This is a genomic window from Rhodococcus sp. 06-418-5 (genome assembly GCF_002258285.1).
Taxonomy (GTDB): domain Bacteria; phylum Actinomycetota; class Actinomycetes; order Mycobacteriales; family Mycobacteriaceae; genus Rhodococcoides.
On record NZ_NOYE01000031.1, the window covers coordinates 291,502 to 307,214 of the forward strand.

17 protein-coding genes and 1 tRNA gene are annotated in these 15,713 nt (G+C 65.5%); 10 read left to right on the forward strand and 8 right to left on the reverse strand.

Annotated features, from left to right (window positions below):
- Positions 1 to 37: 37 nt before the first annotated feature.
- From CH274_RS22710 to CH274_RS22720, 3 genes are read left to right on the forward strand one after another with little or no spacing between them, the layout of a single operon-like run.
- Positions 38 to 1,048, forward strand: a complete 1,011-nt coding sequence (locus CH274_RS22710; RefSeq protein WP_094659157.1) for a PHP domain-containing protein — start codon at positions 38 to 40, stop codon at positions 1,046 to 1,048.
- Entirely contained in the window at positions 1,045 to 1,959 is a 915-nt protein-coding gene (locus CH274_RS22715; RefSeq protein ID WP_094658998.1) for an alpha/beta hydrolase family protein, read from the forward strand. The genes CH274_RS22710 and CH274_RS22715 overlap by 4 nt, the downstream gene beginning before the upstream one ends.
- A 35-nt stretch (positions 1,960 to 1,994) precedes the next feature.
- Entirely contained in the window at positions 1,995 to 2,450 is a 456-nt protein-coding gene (locus CH274_RS22720; protein ID WP_094658999.1) for a hypothetical protein, read from the forward strand.
- Between the two features lie 384 nt (positions 2,451 to 2,834).
- On the opposite strand, the gene CH274_RS22725 is transcribed toward CH274_RS22720, so the two are convergent.
- From CH274_RS22725 to CH274_RS22740, 4 genes are all read right to left on the reverse strand, one after another.
- A tRNA-Ser gene (locus CH274_RS22725) sits at positions 2,835 to 2,925 on the reverse strand.
- Positions 2,926 to 3,016: 91 nt separating this feature from the next.
- Positions 3,017 to 3,214 carry a CsbD family protein gene (locus CH274_RS22730; RefSeq protein ID WP_032395366.1) on the reverse strand — a complete coding sequence of 66 codons (198 nt, stop codon included), beginning with the start codon at positions 3,212 to 3,214 and terminating at the stop codon, positions 3,017 to 3,019.
- A 107-nt stretch (positions 3,215 to 3,321) separates the two neighbouring features.
- Positions 3,322 to 3,777, reverse strand: a complete 456-nt coding sequence (locus CH274_RS22735; RefSeq protein WP_094659000.1) for a nucleoside deaminase — start codon at positions 3,775 to 3,777, stop codon at positions 3,322 to 3,324.
- A gap of 3 nt (positions 3,778 to 3,780) precedes the next feature.
- Positions 3,781 to 4,320 (reverse strand): tRNA adenosine deaminase-associated protein, encoded by a 540-nt coding sequence (locus tag CH274_RS22740; RefSeq protein WP_045200815.1) that lies wholly within the window; start codon positions 4,318 to 4,320, stop codon positions 3,781 to 3,783.
- A 63-nt stretch (positions 4,321 to 4,383) separates the two neighbouring features.
- On the opposite strand from CH274_RS22740, the gene CH274_RS22745 reads away from it, so the two are divergent.
- Positions 4,384 to 5,355: a prephenate dehydrogenase gene (locus CH274_RS22745; protein WP_094659158.1), complete on the forward strand. Its 972-nt coding sequence runs from the start codon at positions 4,384 to 4,386 to the stop codon at positions 5,353 to 5,355.
- On the opposite strand, the gene CH274_RS22750 is transcribed toward CH274_RS22745, so the two are convergent.
- A complete protein-coding gene (locus tag CH274_RS22750; protein WP_032395594.1) occupies positions 5,328 to 5,843 on the reverse strand; it encodes a putative glycolipid-binding domain-containing protein in 516 nt (171 codons plus the stop codon). The genes CH274_RS22745 and CH274_RS22750 overlap by 28 nt on opposite strands.
- 188 nt (positions 5,844 to 6,031) lie before the next feature.
- Between CH274_RS22750 and CH274_RS22755 the strand changes: the two genes are divergently transcribed.
- A complete protein-coding gene (locus tag CH274_RS22755) occupies positions 6,032 to 6,373 on the forward strand; it encodes a hypothetical protein (protein ID WP_094646601.1) in 342 nt (113 codons plus the stop codon).
- A gap of 10 nt (positions 6,374 to 6,383) precedes the next feature.
- Here the strand turns inward: CH274_RS22755 and CH274_RS22760 are convergent, their stop codons facing one another.
- Entirely contained in the window at positions 6,384 to 8,207 is a 1,824-nt protein-coding gene (locus CH274_RS22760; protein ID WP_094659001.1) for an ABC transporter ATP-binding protein, read from the reverse strand.
- The gene (locus tag CH274_RS22765) at positions 8,200 to 9,993 is read right to left on the reverse strand and encodes an ABC transporter ATP-binding protein (protein ID WP_094659002.1); all 1,794 of its coding nucleotides are present in this window, start codon (positions 9,991 to 9,993) and stop codon (positions 8,200 to 8,202) included. The genes CH274_RS22760 and CH274_RS22765 overlap by 8 nt, the downstream gene beginning before the upstream one ends.
- A gap of 178 nt (positions 9,994 to 10,171) precedes the next feature.
- On the opposite strand from CH274_RS22765, the gene CH274_RS22770 reads away from it, so the two are divergent.
- From CH274_RS22770 to CH274_RS22790, 5 genes are all read left to right on the forward strand, one after another.
- A complete protein-coding gene (locus CH274_RS22770; protein WP_179275844.1) occupies positions 10,172 to 11,320 on the forward strand; it encodes a DNA cytosine methyltransferase in 1,149 nt (382 codons plus the stop codon).
- A complete protein-coding gene (locus CH274_RS22775; RefSeq protein WP_094632050.1) occupies positions 11,317 to 11,733 on the forward strand; it encodes a very short patch repair endonuclease in 417 nt (138 codons plus the stop codon). The genes CH274_RS22770 and CH274_RS22775 overlap by 4 nt, the downstream gene beginning before the upstream one ends.
- An 84-nt stretch (positions 11,734 to 11,817) precedes the next feature.
- Complete coding sequence (locus CH274_RS22780; RefSeq protein ID WP_143546629.1) at positions 11,818 to 12,858, forward strand: hypothetical protein; 1,041 nt, start codon at positions 11,818 to 11,820, stop codon at positions 12,856 to 12,858.
- Positions 12,859 to 12,867: 9 nt separating this feature from the next.
- On the forward strand, positions 12,868 to 13,557 hold the full coding sequence (locus tag CH274_RS22785; RefSeq protein WP_256993673.1) for a DUF998 domain-containing protein: 690 nt from the start codon (positions 12,868 to 12,870) through the stop codon (positions 13,555 to 13,557).
- Positions 13,533 to 14,018, forward strand: a complete 486-nt coding sequence (locus CH274_RS22790) for a GAF domain-containing protein (protein ID WP_094659006.1) — start codon at positions 13,533 to 13,535, stop codon at positions 14,016 to 14,018. The genes CH274_RS22785 and CH274_RS22790 overlap by 25 nt, the downstream gene beginning before the upstream one ends.
- Here CH274_RS22790 and dhaL read toward each other — a convergent pair.
- Entirely contained in the window at positions 14,002 to 15,654 is a 1,653-nt protein-coding gene (gene dhaL, locus CH274_RS22795; protein WP_094646575.1) for a dihydroxyacetone kinase subunit DhaL, read from the reverse strand. The genes CH274_RS22790 and dhaL overlap by 17 nt on opposite strands.
- Between the last annotated feature and the right edge of the window lie 59 nt (positions 15,655 to 15,713).

A 15,713-nucleotide genomic window follows, 5' to 3' on the forward strand; every position in this document is an offset into this window, starting at 1 on the left:
TGAACACGTGTCGGTACCGCCAGGCACAATGGACCGCATGGATCCGGTGGACGCACTTCGAGAGATCGGCTTCTGGCTCGAACGCTCCCGCTCGGACACCCATCGAGTCAAGGCCTACCGTCGGGCCGCAGATGTGGTCGAATCCCTCACGCCCGCAAAACGATCCGAGCACGAGAAGGCAGACAGCTGGTCCTCGCTGACCGGTATCGGAGCCAAGACCTCGCTGATCATTCGCCAGGCACTGACTCAGGACGTTCCGGACTATCTCCGCGAGCAACGAGACGCGGCAGAACCCATCGGAGACAACGAACTTCGCGGTGCATTGAAGGGCGATCTGCATACCCATTCCAACTGGTCCGACGGCGGCAGCCCCATCGAGGAGATGATGCGTACCGCCGAGAGGCTCGGTCACCAGTACTGCGCTCTCACCGACCATTCCCCACGCCTCAAGGTCGCCAACGGCCTCGCCGCCGAGCGTCTGCGCGCACAACTCGACGTCATCGCCGAGCTCAACGAGCGGCTCGCACCGTTCCGCATCCTCACCGGAATCGAAGTCGACATTCTCGACGACGGATCGCTCGACCAGGACGAGGGTCTGCTCGCAGAGCTGGACGTGGTGGTGGCGAGCGTGCATTCGAACCTGCGGGCCGACTCCAAGACCATGACCAAACGTATGGTCACCGCCATCGCCAACCCGCATGTCGACGTACTCGGTCACTGCACCGGACGGCTCGTCGAGGGTGGCCGCGGAACCCGACCCGAATCGACGTTCGACGCCCCCGTGGTGTTCGAGGGATGCCGCCAGTTCGGCACCGCAGTGGAGATCAACGCCAGACCCGAGCGACAGGATCCCCCGGAGCGACTGATCGACATCGCCCTCGAGCGCGACTGCCTGTTCTCCATCGACACCGACGCGCACGCTCCCGGACAGCTCGACTGGCAGGGCTACGGCTGCATCCGAGCCGAAGAGCGCGGCGTCCCCGCGGAGCGCGTGATCAACACCTGGCCGCTCACCGAACTGCTCGACTGGACGGATCGGCACGCGTGAATCGTCGCCACTTCCTCTCCGGCCTGCTGGCGGTCGCGCTGGTCGGCTGCAGCTCGGCCGACACCGACTCCTCACCGAGTACCGCAGAGACGTATTCGGCTGCGCTGCAACCGGTATCGGGCCCGGCCGGGGATCCCATTCGACTGAGCTACGGATACGAGCCGGACAACATCGGCGACCTGTACCTCCCCGACAACAACGCCACCTCCCTCCCGGTGGTGGTGATGATTCACGGCGGCGGATGGCAGGAAGACCTCGACCTGTCGTACTTCCAGCAGATGTCGACGGCCATCGCCGACGAAGGCATCGCCGTGTGGAACGTCGAATACCGACGCGGGCCGAACAATTGGGCCAACACCCTCTCCGACGTCGACGACGCCACCGAGGCATTGGCAACCGTCGTCCAGAATGCTGCCGATGGTCGCCTCGATCTCGATCGCGTCCACGTCGCCGGACACTCGGCAGGCGGCCAACTCGCCGCATGGGTCGCGGCTCGACACCTCATGCCCGTCGACGCGCCGGGCGCAGAACCGAAGATCCGACCACGCAGCGCCACCATCATGGCCGGCGTCTTCGACATGAAGCGGGCAGCCGACATCGGCGGCGACAAGTTCGTGCCTGCCTTCCTCGGCGGCATGCCGAACGAGGTGCCCGGACGCTACGAGATCGCCTCCCCCATCGAATACCTCCCCCTCGACGTTCCGCTCACTGCGCTGCACGGTGACGCCGATCAGACCGTCTCGGTGAACCAGAGCCGCGTCTACATCGACGCATCGACGAAGGCGGGCAGCACCGACCCCGAGCTCGTCCTCCTGCCGGGAGCGGGGCACGGAGCATTCCTCGACCCGAAGAACCTCGCCTGGTCGACGGCGCTGAGCACCATCACCGGACGTGCGCAGACCCTGCTCTGACGTCGGTGGTTCCGCCGGGGTGGTACACAGTTGCGATGAACGGAAAAATCGCGACCGGATTGCTCGGGCTGATCGTGGCCGTCTCGATTGCCGGATGCAGCAACGACCCGTCGAGCGAGGAGGCGTCGAGCACCACCGTCGCCGAAACGACGACGACCACTGCGAGTTCCACGACTGTCCCCGCGACCACCACGGTCGACGCGCCCTCACCCGAGCCCGCTCCTGTTTCCGAGTTACCGCCCGCTGCCGAGCCTGCAGCTCCGACCGACGCGACCTCCGGCGTCACCGGTGAAGCGCTCTACCAGCAGACCTGTACACAGTTTCTGCCGTCGATCGATGCGCTCGAGCAAACCGGAATCTCCGATCGCGCCAAGTCGGTCGAGGGTCTGCGCAACGAAATGACCACCGCGCCGAGCTGGAACGACGTGCCGCCCGGCGATCAGAACGAAATTCTGCGCGGACTCGACGCCGCAGGTGCGGGGCAATGCTGAGTTCCTGAGTTGCCGCGAAGTTGGGGCCGGGGCTCTGCGATCCCGCAAACGCGCGCGCACTTGCCAGGTGCGCGCGAAATAGACCCCGAATCGATAGCGAATCCGAACGCGTCTGACAAATGCGCGCGCGTTTGCAACGGACACAGCCACACAAGACCGAAACCCGCACCCGTGAACCCAGCACCCGTGAACTCCTGACTGCGCCGGTGATCCCACCCGCCCATCCCGCAAACGCGCGCGCACTTGCCAGGTGCGCGTGAAATAGACCCGAATCGGTGGCGAATCCGAACGCAACCGACGAATGCGCGCGCGTTTGCGGCTTAACCCCACCCCAGACTGCGCGCACAAAAAAGCGCCCCACCTGCGTGAACAGGTGGGGCGCTCTGGCGGTGGCGGAGGGATTTGAACCCTCGGACGGGGATTACCCGTCACACGCTTTCGAGGCGTGCTCCTTAGGCCGCTCGGACACGCCACCGCAGAAGACTGTACCGGAATGACGGCCTGAGGCTAAATCGCCTGCTCAGCACGCGAATCCATCGGTCATTCCGCAGGCTCCACTCCGGCGACTAGTTGCCGGTGAGCTTGTCCTTGATGTTCGAGGCTGCGTCCTTGACCTTCTCGACGCCGTCCTTGACAGCTGCCGAGGTCTGGTCGCCCTTGCCCTCAGCTTCGAGGTCCTTGTCTCCGGTGGCCGAACCAGCGGCTTCCTTTGCCTTGCCGCCGAGGTCTTCGGTCTTGTTCGAGATCTTGTCGCCGATTCCCATAGTGCTCTCCTTCGCAGAGGTTGGAGCGCGTCGTCGCACCCCTGCTCTCCACACTCCTGAAAACCGACGGACCCGGCCACCTCGCCCCTCACCTCGAGACGGGATCGTTATCTCTGGCGAGCGAAGAACCTGGTCAACACTTCGGCGCATTCGGCTTCCAACACCCCGCCGCGCACCTGCGGTCTGTGGGTGAGTCGACGGTCTCGCACCACGTCCCACAGCGAGCCGACGGCTCCGGTCTTGGGTTCCCATGCTCCGAACACCACTGCTCCGACGCGAGCGAGCACCAGCGCCCCGGCGCACATCGTGCATGGTTCCAAGGTGACGGCCAGGGTGCAGCCTTCGAGTCGCCAACCGTCCCCGTGCACGGCCGCTGCTCGACGCAGGGCGATCACTTCCGCGTGTCCGGTGGGGTCGCCCGACGCCTCCCGCGCATTGCAGGCTCGGGCGATCTCGCGTCCGGAGGGGTCGAACACGACGGCTCCGACGGGGACGTCGGCATCCGACGCCTCGGCGGCAGCCGCCAGCGCTGCGCGGATCATGTCCGCGTCGGATACCGACATGGACTACCGCCGCAGCTTGTTCACCGCTGCGGTGAACTCGTCCTCGAAGCCCAGGCGTTCGGCGATGGACTGCAGCTGCTCGTCGGGGTAGTCGTCGGTCTCGGCGACGATGATGCCGAGCACAGCTTCGGGGAGTCCGAGATCGGCCAGCAACGCGAGGTCACCCTCTTCGTAGGGCTCGATGTCGTCGAGTTCGTCGGGGTCGACGTCGGGGATCTCGATGTTGAGCGCATCGAGGACGTCCGCGGCGATTTCGTAGTCGACGGCGGCGACCGCGTCGGAGAGCAACAGTCGGGTGCCGTTCGGTGCGGGACGCAGGATGACGAAGAATTCCTCGTCCACGTCGAGCATTCCGAACACCGCTCCAGAACTGCGCAGCTCACGCAATTCGGTCTCTGCCGCCGACAGACTGGTCAGTGCGTCGTCGGACAGCGGCGTGACGGTCCACTTGCCTTCCTCTCGGACAACTGCAACGCCGAATCCCTCGAGGTCGTCGTATTCCGGTGCGGATGCGCGGTTGTTGTTCGCGCGCTGTGCGGCCATGCGCGCAACGGTAGTCCGGTAGGGGCCTGTATTCGAAGTCCACGTCCGATCGACGTCACCCACCTGTGCCAATCTGATCGGGTGACTTCTTCTTCGGTGTGCGTTCTGGGGCTCGGACTGATCGGTGGGTCGATCCTGCGCGCGGCACACGACGCGGGCCGTCCGGTATGGGGATGGAACCGATCGGCCGACGCGATCGCAGGTGCTGTGGCCGATGGATACGACGTCGGCACCGACCTGGTAGCTGCACTGAGCAGGGCCGCAGCACAGGACGCGTTGATCGTCGTCGCCGTTCCGATGCCTGCCGTCGAGTCGATTCTGACTGCTGTCGCCGAGCATGCCCCCACAGCTCCGCTGACCGATGTCGTCAGCGTCAAGGCCGAGATGGCGGCCGCCGTCGAGGCGCAGGGTTTGCAGGCACGCTACGTCGGGGGACATCCCATGGCCGGCACCAACCACTCGGGGTGGTCGGCCACCGATCCGACGCTGTTCGCCGACGCGGTGTGGGTGGTGTCCACCGACCCGGGAGTCGACGCGGACGTGTGGGTTCGGGTGGCCCGGCTCGCTCTCGACTGCGGTTCGGTGGTGGTGCCGGCAGAGAGCGGCGAGCACGATCGCGCCGTCGCCAGAATTTCTCATCTTCCGCACGTGCTGGCCGAGACGCTCGCGATCGTGGGCGCGGCAGGCGGACCGCTGGCGTTGGGCCTGGCTGCGGGCTCGTTTCGGGACGGGACGCGGGTGGCGTCCTCGTCGCCGAATCTCGTTCGGGCGATGACCGAGGGCAACGCCGCCGCTCTGCGGACCGCGCTGGACGAGGCACTGGACGCACTCATTGCAGCGCGCGAAGAACTCGACAGAGGTTCGACGAAATCACTGGTCGAGGCCGGAAACACGGCGCGCCTGCAGTACGAGCAGCATCAACGCTTCGAGATCACAGACATCACCCCGGGCGAACCGGGGTGGCGGGAAAAACTGCAGGACGCGGGTCGACGCGGTGGCGTCGTACGTCAGATCCGCTCGGCCAGTCCCGGGTAGTCGAGAACGAAACCGTCGGCGTCGACCGTGACGGACGACGTCGAGACCGGTGAGATGACGTGAATTCCCTCGGAACCACTGCTGTAGGTCAGCGTGGCTTCCTGGATGCTGAGGTCGAGCAGGTTCACGTACACCGTGGGCACCTCGAGGTCCTGGACCTGGGTGTGCAGACCGAATCGACGGATCGGCAGAGTGTTGAAGAACGGGCTGAGCACCATGTCGACGTCGAGCGCGCCACTGTAGGTCGAGCGCTGATGGCTGGTGCTGTTCTCCACCATCCAGTAGCCCTCGTCGTCACGGCTGACGGAGGCCTGGCGGTCACCGGACGCGAGAGATGTGCGCACCGAGAGCCTCTTGGTGACGCCGTATTCGTCGGTCACCAGGTCGTAGGACGCACTGAAGGCGGGGTGATCGCTGCACGCGCCACCGATGATGCGTCCGGCAGCCTTGATGCGGTTGCCCGAGAGCTGGACCCGCACGGACTCCATGCGGGGAACGTCGTGCGCTCGCCACGTCAGGATCGACGGCCAGGTTTTCGCGTCTGTGGAATCGGTCGCGGGTATGGAGACTTGCTCTGCACCCGATGCTTGAGTGATCACCCACCTACGGTAGGCGACGAGGCCCCCAGAAGATCAAGCGGACGTGCCTTTTCTCGCAGTTCATTAATGTTGTGCCCGTGACGACAGAGAACGCGGGCGGCGGGCAGTTCGATTTCGCGCACTCCGAACAGGCTGCGAAGAGTCGGCAGGACAAGGCGAAGGCTCTGGCGCGCTATGTGTGGGATCGCGGCATCACCGGTGCCGAGCTACTTGACCTCACCGACGCGGTCCGCCGGAAGCTGGCCCGCGCTGCCGACCTGCATCCGCCGAGCACGATGGAGACGTGGACCATCGTGGCCGAGTTGCTCGACCGTAAATCCGTGTGGGCGGCCGAACACCCGGGCCACGACGGTGCGACGCCCCAGCACGCCGACGAGAAGATCATGTGGGTCAAGCCGCCGATCACTCCGTGGACCTGAACCACGGCACCTAGACGAGCGAGTCTTCCCACGCCTCGTGCAGGTGCGCAAAGCGTCCCTCTCCTGCGATGAGGTCCTCGGGGGTTCCGTCCTCGACGATGTTTCCGTCGGCCATGACGAGTACTCGATCCGCGATGGCCACCGTCGAGAGTCGGTGCGCGATGATCAGCGCCGTTCGTCCCTGCAGGATGGTCTCGAGCGCGCGCTGCACCAGCCGCTCACTCGGGATGTCGAGGCTCGATGTCGCCTCGTCCAGCACGATCACCGACGGCGCGGCGAGGAACACCCGCGCGAAGGCCACCAATTGCCTTTGACCCGAGGACAATCGGCCACCGCGCTTGCGTACGTCGGTGTCGATTCCATCCGGCAACGACGCGATGAACTCCGTCAGCCCGACGGCGTCCGCGGCAGCCCGAACTTCGGCATCGGTCGCGGTGGGACGTCCGAGTCGGATGTTGTCGGCTACCGAACCGGAGAACAGGAACGACTCCTGGGTCACCATCACGACGTTGCGACGCAGGTCGTCGTCGCTGATCTGCCGCATGTCGACGCCGTCGAGTCGGACGGCTCCGGCCGTCGGATCGTAGAAGCGCGCCAACAGCTTCGCCAGTGTCGACTTACCCGCTCCGGTGGCTCCGACCATCGCGACCACCTGTCCGGCGGGTACGTGCAACGAGAACTCCGGCAGCACGACGCGTTCGGGGCCGTAGGCGAAGTGCACATCGTCGAACGTGATGTCGCCCTTGGCTGTTCCGATCTCCACCGGGTTCGTCGGCGCTGTCACCGACGGTTCTTCTTCGAGTACCCCGGAGATCTTCTCCAGTGCAGCAGCGGCGGACTGGTAGGCGTTGAAGACCATCGCCAGCTCGTCGAGAGGTCCGTAGAACCGGCGCAGATACAACACGTAGGCGGCGAGCACACCGATGTCCATGTGGCCGTTGATCACTCGCCAGCTACCGAACACCAGGATGATCGCGAGCGTGACGTTGCCGATCCAGCGCACGATGCCGGTGTAGCTCGCCATCCCGCGCAGCGCTGCGGTGGTGGCGTCGCGGTACTCCGAATCCTCGGTGCTCAGAATCGCGTCGTTGCGGCCCTCGCGCCGGAACACCTGTACCGCGCGGATACCGCCCATCGACTCCACGAAGTGAACCACGACGCGGGCGATCGCCACCCGTGTTCGACGGTATCCCTGGCGTTGTCGACGCTGCGACCACCGGGTGACGAGGACCAGCGGAACGAATCCGGCCAGCACGATCATCGCCATCGGAACGTCGAGGTACACCAGGATGATCGCGATCGACACCATCGACAGGATGGCCGTCAGAGCATCGTTGAGCGCACTTTCGAGCAGCGTCTGCAGAGATTCGACATCGCTGGTCAGACGCGAGATCAACCGTCCCGAGGTGTACTTCTCGTGGAACGACAGGCTCAGCTTCTGGGCATGGTCGAACACCCGACCGCGCAGGTCGTACAGGATGTTCTGACTCAGCCGACCGGAGACGGTGAGGAAGGCGTAGGTGGTGAGCATCCCGAGCAGACCGAAGCCGGTGTAGCCGCCGATCGCCCACAGCAACGGAGCCCAATCACCCTGTGCTGCAGCGCCGACACCGTTGTCCAGCGCATAGGCGATGAACAGCGGACCGGCAACGTAGGTGATGTTGTCGACCAGAATGATCAGGAACGACAGCAGGGCCTGCTTCTTGTACGGCCGCACCAACGAGGCGAGCAACCGGCGAGAACGCCCGGCCAACACCAGGTTTCCGGTTGCGTCGACCTCCGATTCCTCGCCGCCGACGCCGCGCCAATCCGCGGCTGCGGTTTGCTCAGCCATGAATCGACCCCATCACTTCGCGGTACCGCGGCGACGACGCCAGCAGTCCCTCGTGTGTTCCCTGCTCCACAATTCGTCCGTTCTCGAGATACAGCACGCGGTCGGCCAAGGCAGCGGTCGACGGCCGGTGCGCCACCAGCAGTGTCGTCGAGTGCGCCAACACGCGTCGTAAATCCTTCTGCACTTTGGCTTCGGTGTCCACGTCGAGCGCAGACAGCGGGTCGTCGAGCACCAGTACCCGGGGCTTGCCCAGCACCGCCCGCGCCAGTGCGAGCCGCTGCCGCTGCCCACCGGACAGGCTCATTCCCTGCTCACCGATGCGAGTGGCCAGGCCCCACGGCAACTGCTCGACGAAATCCGTTGCGTGCGCGATCTCCAACGCCTCGGCGACCTCGGCATCGGAGGCTCCGGGCGAACCGAGCGCGATGTTCTCGCGCGCACTGGCCGAGAACAGCACCGGATCCTCGAACGCCACCGTGACGATCGACCGCAGATCGGCCAACCGCATCGAGGCCACGTCGATTCCGTCGATGGTGATGGAGCCCTCGGTGGCGTCGAACAGCCGGGGTACGAGGTTCGTCAGCGCGGTCTTTCCGCTACCGGTGTTGCCGACCAGCGCGACGGTCTCCCCCGGCTCGACGACGAAGCTGACGTCCTCGAGAAGCGGTACGGACGCGTCGGGGAAGGTGAATCCGACGCGATCGAATTGCACTCGGCCACGGATCTTTTCGGGTAGTTCGACGGGATTGTCCGGATCGGTCACGGTTTCGGGAGTATCCATGATCTCCCAGTACCGATCGGCTGCCGTGCGGGCGTTGTTCAGCTCGGCCAGGAGATACCCGAAGGACTCGATCGGCCACAGCAGGAAGGTGACGATGGCGATGGCGGCGACGAGGGTGCCGACCGTCATGGTGCCCTGGACGATGGAGTACGTGCCTACGGCGAGGATCGCGCCGATGGTGATCGGCTGCAGCCCGACGATCACCGCCCAGATGATCGCCAGGTAGCGCACCTTCTTCAGCTCGGTGCCCCGCAATGTGCGGGCCTGACGCAGAAACTGTTTGCCCAAGTGCGCACTTCGACCGAACGCCTTGAGGACGCGAATACCCTGGATGGACTCTTCGACCGTCGTCGTGACGTCGCCCGCCTGATCCTGAGCATCACGGGCCACGACGCGATAGAGCGTCTCGAACTTGGTGCAGGCGATCACCAGCGGTACCGACGTCGCCAGCATGATCAGCCCCAATTGCCAGGACTGCACCAGCAGTACGCCGATGCCTGCGACCAGTGTGACGGCGTTGATGATGATGAACGGGCCGATGAAGGCCATGAACCGCCGCAGCGAACCGAGGTCTGCGATGGCACGAGAAAGCAGCTGACCCGATTCCCAGCTCTCGTGAGCCGCGACCGACAGTCGCTGGAGTTTGTCGAATACTGTTGCGCGCGCGGAGATCTCGAACTGACTCGACGGGCGGGAGACCAGGTAACGGCGAACCCAGATGCCGAGTGCATCGATGGTGCCGAGCAACAGGACGAACGCCGCGGGCCACCAGACGGCCGAGAAATTACGATCGGTGATGGGCCCGTCGATGACGCGTTGCATCACCAGCGGGATCACCAGACCGGTCATGGTGGCGATCAGCGAGACCACGATCGAGGCGATGTAGAACCACTTGTACGGCAGCAGAAACGGCGCGAAACGGCGCAGCGAGCTGGCCGGCTTCGCGGTGTCCGGGTATGGCTGATCGAGGGTTCGGGTTTCGGGATCGAGCACACCCGTAGACACAGTTCTTCTCCTTATTGCTGTGCTCGAATGCTTTCATTGCACAGGCTCAGTTTCCAACCGATTTTTCGGCCCTCGCATTCCAGTGTGAAACCTCGAGCTCGGTCGAGGTCAAGCGAACCGACCCTCGAGTAACGTAGGGCCGTCGGGCAAAGGAAGGGCATACGTGAGCGCACGGTCGATGGTCGGGTTGTTCGCGGGGATCGGCGGGCTCGAGCTGGGGTTGGCCGACGCAGGGTGGACGACGCAGTTGCTGTGCGAGATCGATCTCGGAGCCGGGGCCGTCCTGCAAGCGCGCATGCCCGAGGTACCCCTGCACACCGACGTCACCACTCTTCGAAGCCTGCCCGCCGACACCGAACTCGTCGCGGCCGGCTTCCCCTGTCAGGACCTCTCGCAGGCCGGCCGCACCGCAGGCATCACCGGTGCCAGATCGGGCCTGGTCGACGAGGTGTTTCGGCTGGTCTCGCGTCGACGCGGCCCGCGATGGCTACTGATGGAGAACGTGCCGTTCATGCTCCAACTCGGCCGTGGGGCGGCCATGCGACACATCACCGACGCGCTGGAGGACCTCGGTTACATGTGGGCATACCGCGTCGTCGACGCCCGCGCGTTCGGGTTGCCGCAGCGTCGGCAGCGGGTGGTGATGCTGGCCTCGCGTACCGACGATCCACGCGAGGTGCTGTTCTCGCAGGATGCAGGACCGCTGCCCGACGGCGACCCGGCCACGCAGCCGTGCGGCTTCTACTGGACCGAGGGCATTCGCGGGCTGGGCTGGGCCGTCAATGCGGTCCCGACGCTCAAGGGCGGATCCTCGCTCGGCATAGCCAGTCCGCCGGCGGTTCGGTTGCCGTCCGGGGAGATCGTCACTCCCGGGATCATCGGTGCCGAACGTCTGCAGGGATTCGATCCGGAGTGGACGCTGCCCGCCGTCCAGCAGCCCGGCGTCCGCAGCGGACATCGCTGGAAGCTCGTCGGCAACGCCGTCAGTGTGCGCATGGCGTCCTGGGCGGCGAGCGCACTCGACGATCCCCAGCCGTACGACGCCTCGAACGATACGGCTCTGCTGCCTGGTCAGGCCTGGCCGACCGCAGCCTGGGGACGCGACCGCACCAGCTATCGGGTCGCGGTGACGACCATGCCGGTGCACGAGCCGTACGAGGACCTGATCGATTTCCTGGACGACGCGAAGCTGCTCTCGGCGCGAGCGACCGCCGGGTTCCTCAAGCGAGCCAGAGCGGGCAATCTCCGTTTCGTCGACGGCTTTCTCGACGACCTCGACGCCCATCTCGAACGCATGGGCGGGTACGCCGAGAGGGTGTCGGCGTGAGCGGAGACCGGCCCGCCACCGACGCCAGGACCAGCGCGCGACTGAGCAAGCAGAAACGCCGCGACACCAAGCCCGAGGTGGCGCTACGGCAGGCACTGCACCGTCGAGGTCTGCGCTACTTCGTCGATCGAGCTCCGTTGAAGGGCATGAGGCGTCGAGCAGATCTGGTCTTCCCCAAACGCAAAGTCGCGGTCTACGTCGACGGTTGCTTCTGGCACAGCTGCCCGGTGCACGCGACCAAGCCCCGCAACAACGCGCAGTGGTGGGCCGACAAACTGGCGGCCAACGTCACGCGCGATCGCGACACCGACGACAAGCTCCTCGCGGAGGGCTGGCGCGTCGTACGAATCTGGGAACACGAGGACCCCGCCGAGGCCGCCGATCGAGTGGTCGACGAACTTTCCGGAGACTGAAACAACCTGTCCGGAGACTGAAACCATCTCCGGCCCCCGCGCGTCCAACCCCATGATCGGTTGATTCGAGTTCCGGGGGAAACGGTGCGTAGAAATTGGTGGCTTGCGGCAACAGCGCTGGCGATGGCCGTATCGACGAGCGGGTGCGCGGTGGTCTTGCTCGGCAGCGCCTCCCCCGTCAGCAGTGCGCCGCAGAACCGGTACGGATTCGTGCTGTCCGAGGCGGACCGGTACCTAGCGGACTCGGCGGCGTTCGTACGCAGTCTCGACCCCTGCGGTTTTCTCACCGAAAACGACCTCGCTGAGCTCGGCACGGTGGTGCAACTGCGCCCCGACGGCGAATTGAGCGCGTGCTCGGCCAGTCTGAACCCGGCGAACTCAAGCGCCACCGACTCCGTCTCGATCGATCTGAACGGATATCAGCCGACGCCGGACGACCCGGACACCGAGCGGATCACGATCGGCGGCGAACAGGTGTATCTCCACGACCTGTCGCAAGGGCAGTGCCGCGTCAGCTTTCCGCTGCGCGACGAGTTCGACGGAGCCGCCACCGGGGCCATGGACGGCTTCCTCACCGAATCCGGTCGTAGCTTTGCCACGATCGACGTCGATCGGGCCGTCGCCGACGCGTGTGCAGTGGCGACAACCTTCGCCGAGACCGCACTGAGCCTGTTGGACGATCCACCACTGCGGGCCGACTCGAAGTACAACCTTCCGCTGGCCTCGAAGGACCCGTGCGCCGTCCTCGAACACCTCCCCGCAACCTGGACGGTGGCCCGCTGGAACCCCGCGTCCGATCCGTACCGTTGCCACTTCACGGCGTCGTCGTCGACGTTCGAGGACACACTGGCGATGCTCGACGTCACGCTCACGTACGTCGACTCGGATCTGCGTTCGACCGACAGCGAGCCCGTCCAGCAGGGCGGCTACACCGTCGAGACACGCGCCTCGGATTCGTCGTGCTTCGCGGACATCGTGCTGGGCAACCCCGTGCTCGGCATGCCCGAGAAAGACGATGCTGCCGCGCGCTATGCCCGCACGGTTCCCACACTGTCCGTCCTGACCGACAGCTGCGAGTCCGCCGTCGCACTGGCGGTGGCAACCGCCGAGGTACTCACTGGCTAGCCTTGGTCGGTGCGTTCGAGAACCGAAGGCGTGGATATCCGCCGCGTCGTAGTGGCTATCTGCTTGATCCTCGCCGGCCTGCTGTACTCGGCCTGGGTCGCCGAATTCTTCCTCGATACCGGTCTCGACCCGACCACATCGTTCCTCAGCGAACTCGACGCCCGCGATCAGCCGTACCGCGAATTCTTCTCCACCGCAGACGTCGTTACGGGTTCGTTGATGATTCTCGCGGCGATTCTCGGCTTCCTGGCAACCCCGCGACGACGGCTCGTCGTCACCGGCTGGGTGGCGTCGGGCATCTTCGGCATTGCGACCATCGCCGACGCGAAACTCCCCCTCGAGTGTGTGGCGGACGACGATCCGAGCTGTCCGATCGAGCCGAGCGGATTGTTCCCGCAACTCCATCACCTGCATGCGCTGACCAGCACCATCGCGGTGTTCGCGATCTTCACCGTCATGATCGCGTTCACGGTGGCCGCATTTCGCTACCGGCTCTACCCGCTGCTGCGCACGCTGGGCCTGGCCGTCCTGATCGTGACGACACTGGCTACCGCGTGGCTGCTGATCGCCGACAATCTGCCCGGTGAGTACGGTCTCGGCATCGCGCAACGGATACAGGTAGGCGGCATGTCGGCGTATCTGGTGGTGCTGGGGTGTGCGCTTAAACTCGGCGCATGTCTTTCACCGCGACCGAACTGAACGGATCCAAGGTCGAGCAGTATCAGCAGCTCACCGAGCAGGCCCGTGGCCTGGTGTTCGAGGAATCGAACCTCGTCGCCAACGCCGCCAACCTGTCTGCGCTGGTGTATCACGCTCTGCCCGAGGTCAATTGGGTCGGCTTCTACCTGTTCGACGGCACCGAACTGGTGGTCGGGCCGTTTCAGGGTCAGCCCGCCTGCGTGCGCATCGCCCTGGACAAGGGTGTCTGCGGAGCAGCAGCGACCACCCGCGAGACGCAGCGCGTCGCCGACGTCCACGCTTTCCCCGGTCACATCGCGTGCGATGCCAATACACGCTCCGAGGTCGTCGTACCGCTGCACCAGGGCGAGACCCTGATCGGTGTGTTCGATCTGGACAGCCCTGTTCCCGACCGCTTCGACGCCGACGATCAGGCCGGCCTCGAAGCGATCGCGGAGGTCTTTCTCAGTTCGCTGAGCTAGCAGCTGCCTCGAAGAACCAGGCCATGACCAGCGCACCGGGGTCGACGACGCCTCGCGCGGCCTCGCCGACGTAGCTGGCGCGGCCGCGGTTGGCGGTCATGTCCTCGGTCGATTCGGCTCCGGTTTTCGCAGCGTCCGCGGCCTGCTGCAGGGTGCCGCCGTCCTTCTCGAGTGCATCGACGGCAGGGGCGATGGCGTCGACCATCGTCTTGTCGCCTACCCGTGCGCCACCGAGTTCGGTGATGCTGTCCAGGCCTGCCCGGGCCGCGGCCGCGATGGCAGCAGTACCTGGCTCGGATTCGAGCATCGTCCGGTAGAACTGGCGGAACCAGATCCCGAACAGCGCGCCCGAGGTACCGCCCGCGTGGCCCAGGTAGGCCTCACTGACGGCCTCGAATACCGTTGCTGCCGAATAGGTGTCCTTGACGGCATCCAGATCGAGCTGTTCGAGGGCGGCCACCATGTTGGTTCCGAAGTCGCCGTCGCCTGCTTTGCGGTCCAGCTCGGTCAGGGCCGGTTCTTCGTCGAGTACCCGCTGCGCCCAAGTCCCGATCCACGTCGAGGCGAACGCCGAAACCTCTCCGGTGTCGGAGGGCTCGAACGAGGGCCCGAAGCCTCCACGTTCGCCCACCGACTTCACGCCGCGGCTGTGGGCGTTGGGCCAACCGGGTGCGTCGGTGGGGGCGTCCCAGAGCTCGAGCATCTCGTCATCGGCGCGCACGAGGGTGATCGAGGCTCCACCCATGTCGAGCGCGGTGACGAAGCTGCCGACGAGCGAGCGGGAGATCTCGATCCCTTTGCCGTGCAGGTACTCCGAGAGTTCACCGAACAGCAGATGCAGCTCCAGCGGATGCGTTGCTCCGAGCCCGTTGACCACCGCGATCACCGATTCGCCCGAGTTCAACCCGAGCGAGTCCACGATGGGATCTGTCAGTTTCGCGACGATCTCCTGGGCGGGCAGGCGCGGCACCCGGTCGGTGCCGCGTTCTCCGTGGATGCCGATGCCGAGTTCGATTTCCTCCGACGGGAGGTCGAACGACGGTTCGTCCGCTCCCGGCAATGTGGGCGGATTCATCGCGACGGCCATGCTGCGTGCGTTCTCCGCAGTTCGACGCCCAAGCGCGACCACCGCCTGCAGGCTGTCTCCGCGTTCGGCCGCTGCGCCGCATACCTTTTCGACGACGATGGTCGCTGCGGTGCCGCGGCGGCCAGGGCCGTCCTCGCTCTCACTAGCCACGTCGTCGTCGACGAGAACGACGTCGGCGACAATGCCGTCCTCCTGCAACAACTCTCGGGCGATCTTGAAATTCATCACGTCGCCGGTGTAGTTCTTCACGATGTGGACCACGCCGCCGCCCGAGTCCACGGCCTTGGATGCCTCGTGCACCTGGAGGGCATTGGGTGAGGTGAACACCAGGCCCGGGCACGCGCCGGTGAGCATTCCGCGGCCGATGAAGCCGGCATGCAGCGGCTCATGGCCCGATCCCCCACCGGACAGCAGCGCGACCTGGCCGTCGGAGATGCGATAGCGACGCGTCAGGTAGCCGGGGTCTGCATGCCAGGCGACGTCGTCGGTGGCAGCGACGAAGCCGCGGAGGGCGTCGGCGACGAATGTTCGAGGGGAATTGGAGAACATACCTCCACCCTAACCACCTGCGCCTGAGTCCCGTCGTCGGTTCTGCGGGACGGATACAG

Excerpts from the sequence above, each read along its gene's own strand:
- CH274_RS22710 (WP_094659157.1), top strand. The coding sequence starts at position 38 with ATGGATCCGGTGGACGCACTTCGAGAGATCGGCTTCTGGCTCGAACGC.
- CH274_RS22720 (WP_094658999.1), top strand. The coding sequence starts at position 1,995 with ATGAACGGAAAAATCGCGACCGGATTGCTCGGGCTGATCGTGGCCGTC.
- CH274_RS22730 (WP_032395366.1), bottom strand. The coding sequence starts at position 3,214 with ATGGGAATCGGCGACAAGATCTCGAACAAGACCGAAGACCTCGGCGGC.
- CH274_RS22735 (WP_094659000.1), bottom strand. The coding sequence starts at position 3,777 with ATGTCGGTATCCGACGCGGACATGATCCGCGCAGCGCTGGCGGCTGCC.
- CH274_RS22740 (WP_045200815.1), bottom strand. The coding sequence starts at position 4,320 with ATGGCCGCACAGCGCGCGAACAACAACCGCGCATCCGCACCGGAATAC.
- CH274_RS22750 (WP_032395594.1), bottom strand. The coding sequence starts at position 5,843 with ATGGAGTCCGTGCGGGTCCAGCTCTCGGGCAACCGCATCAAGGCTGCC.
- CH274_RS22760 (WP_094659001.1), bottom strand. The coding sequence starts at position 8,207 with ATGGCTGAGCAAACCGCAGCCGCGGATTGGCGCGGCGTCGGCGGCGAG.
- CH274_RS22770 (WP_179275844.1), top strand. The coding sequence starts at position 10,172 with ATGGTCGGGTTGTTCGCGGGGATCGGCGGGCTCGAGCTGGGGTTGGCC.
- CH274_RS22790 (WP_094659006.1), top strand. The coding sequence starts at position 13,533 with ATGTCTTTCACCGCGACCGAACTGAACGGATCCAAGGTCGAGCAGTAT.
- dhaL (WP_094646575.1), bottom strand. The coding sequence starts at position 15,654 with ATGTTCTCCAATTCCCCTCGAACATTCGTCGCCGACGCCCTCCGCGGC.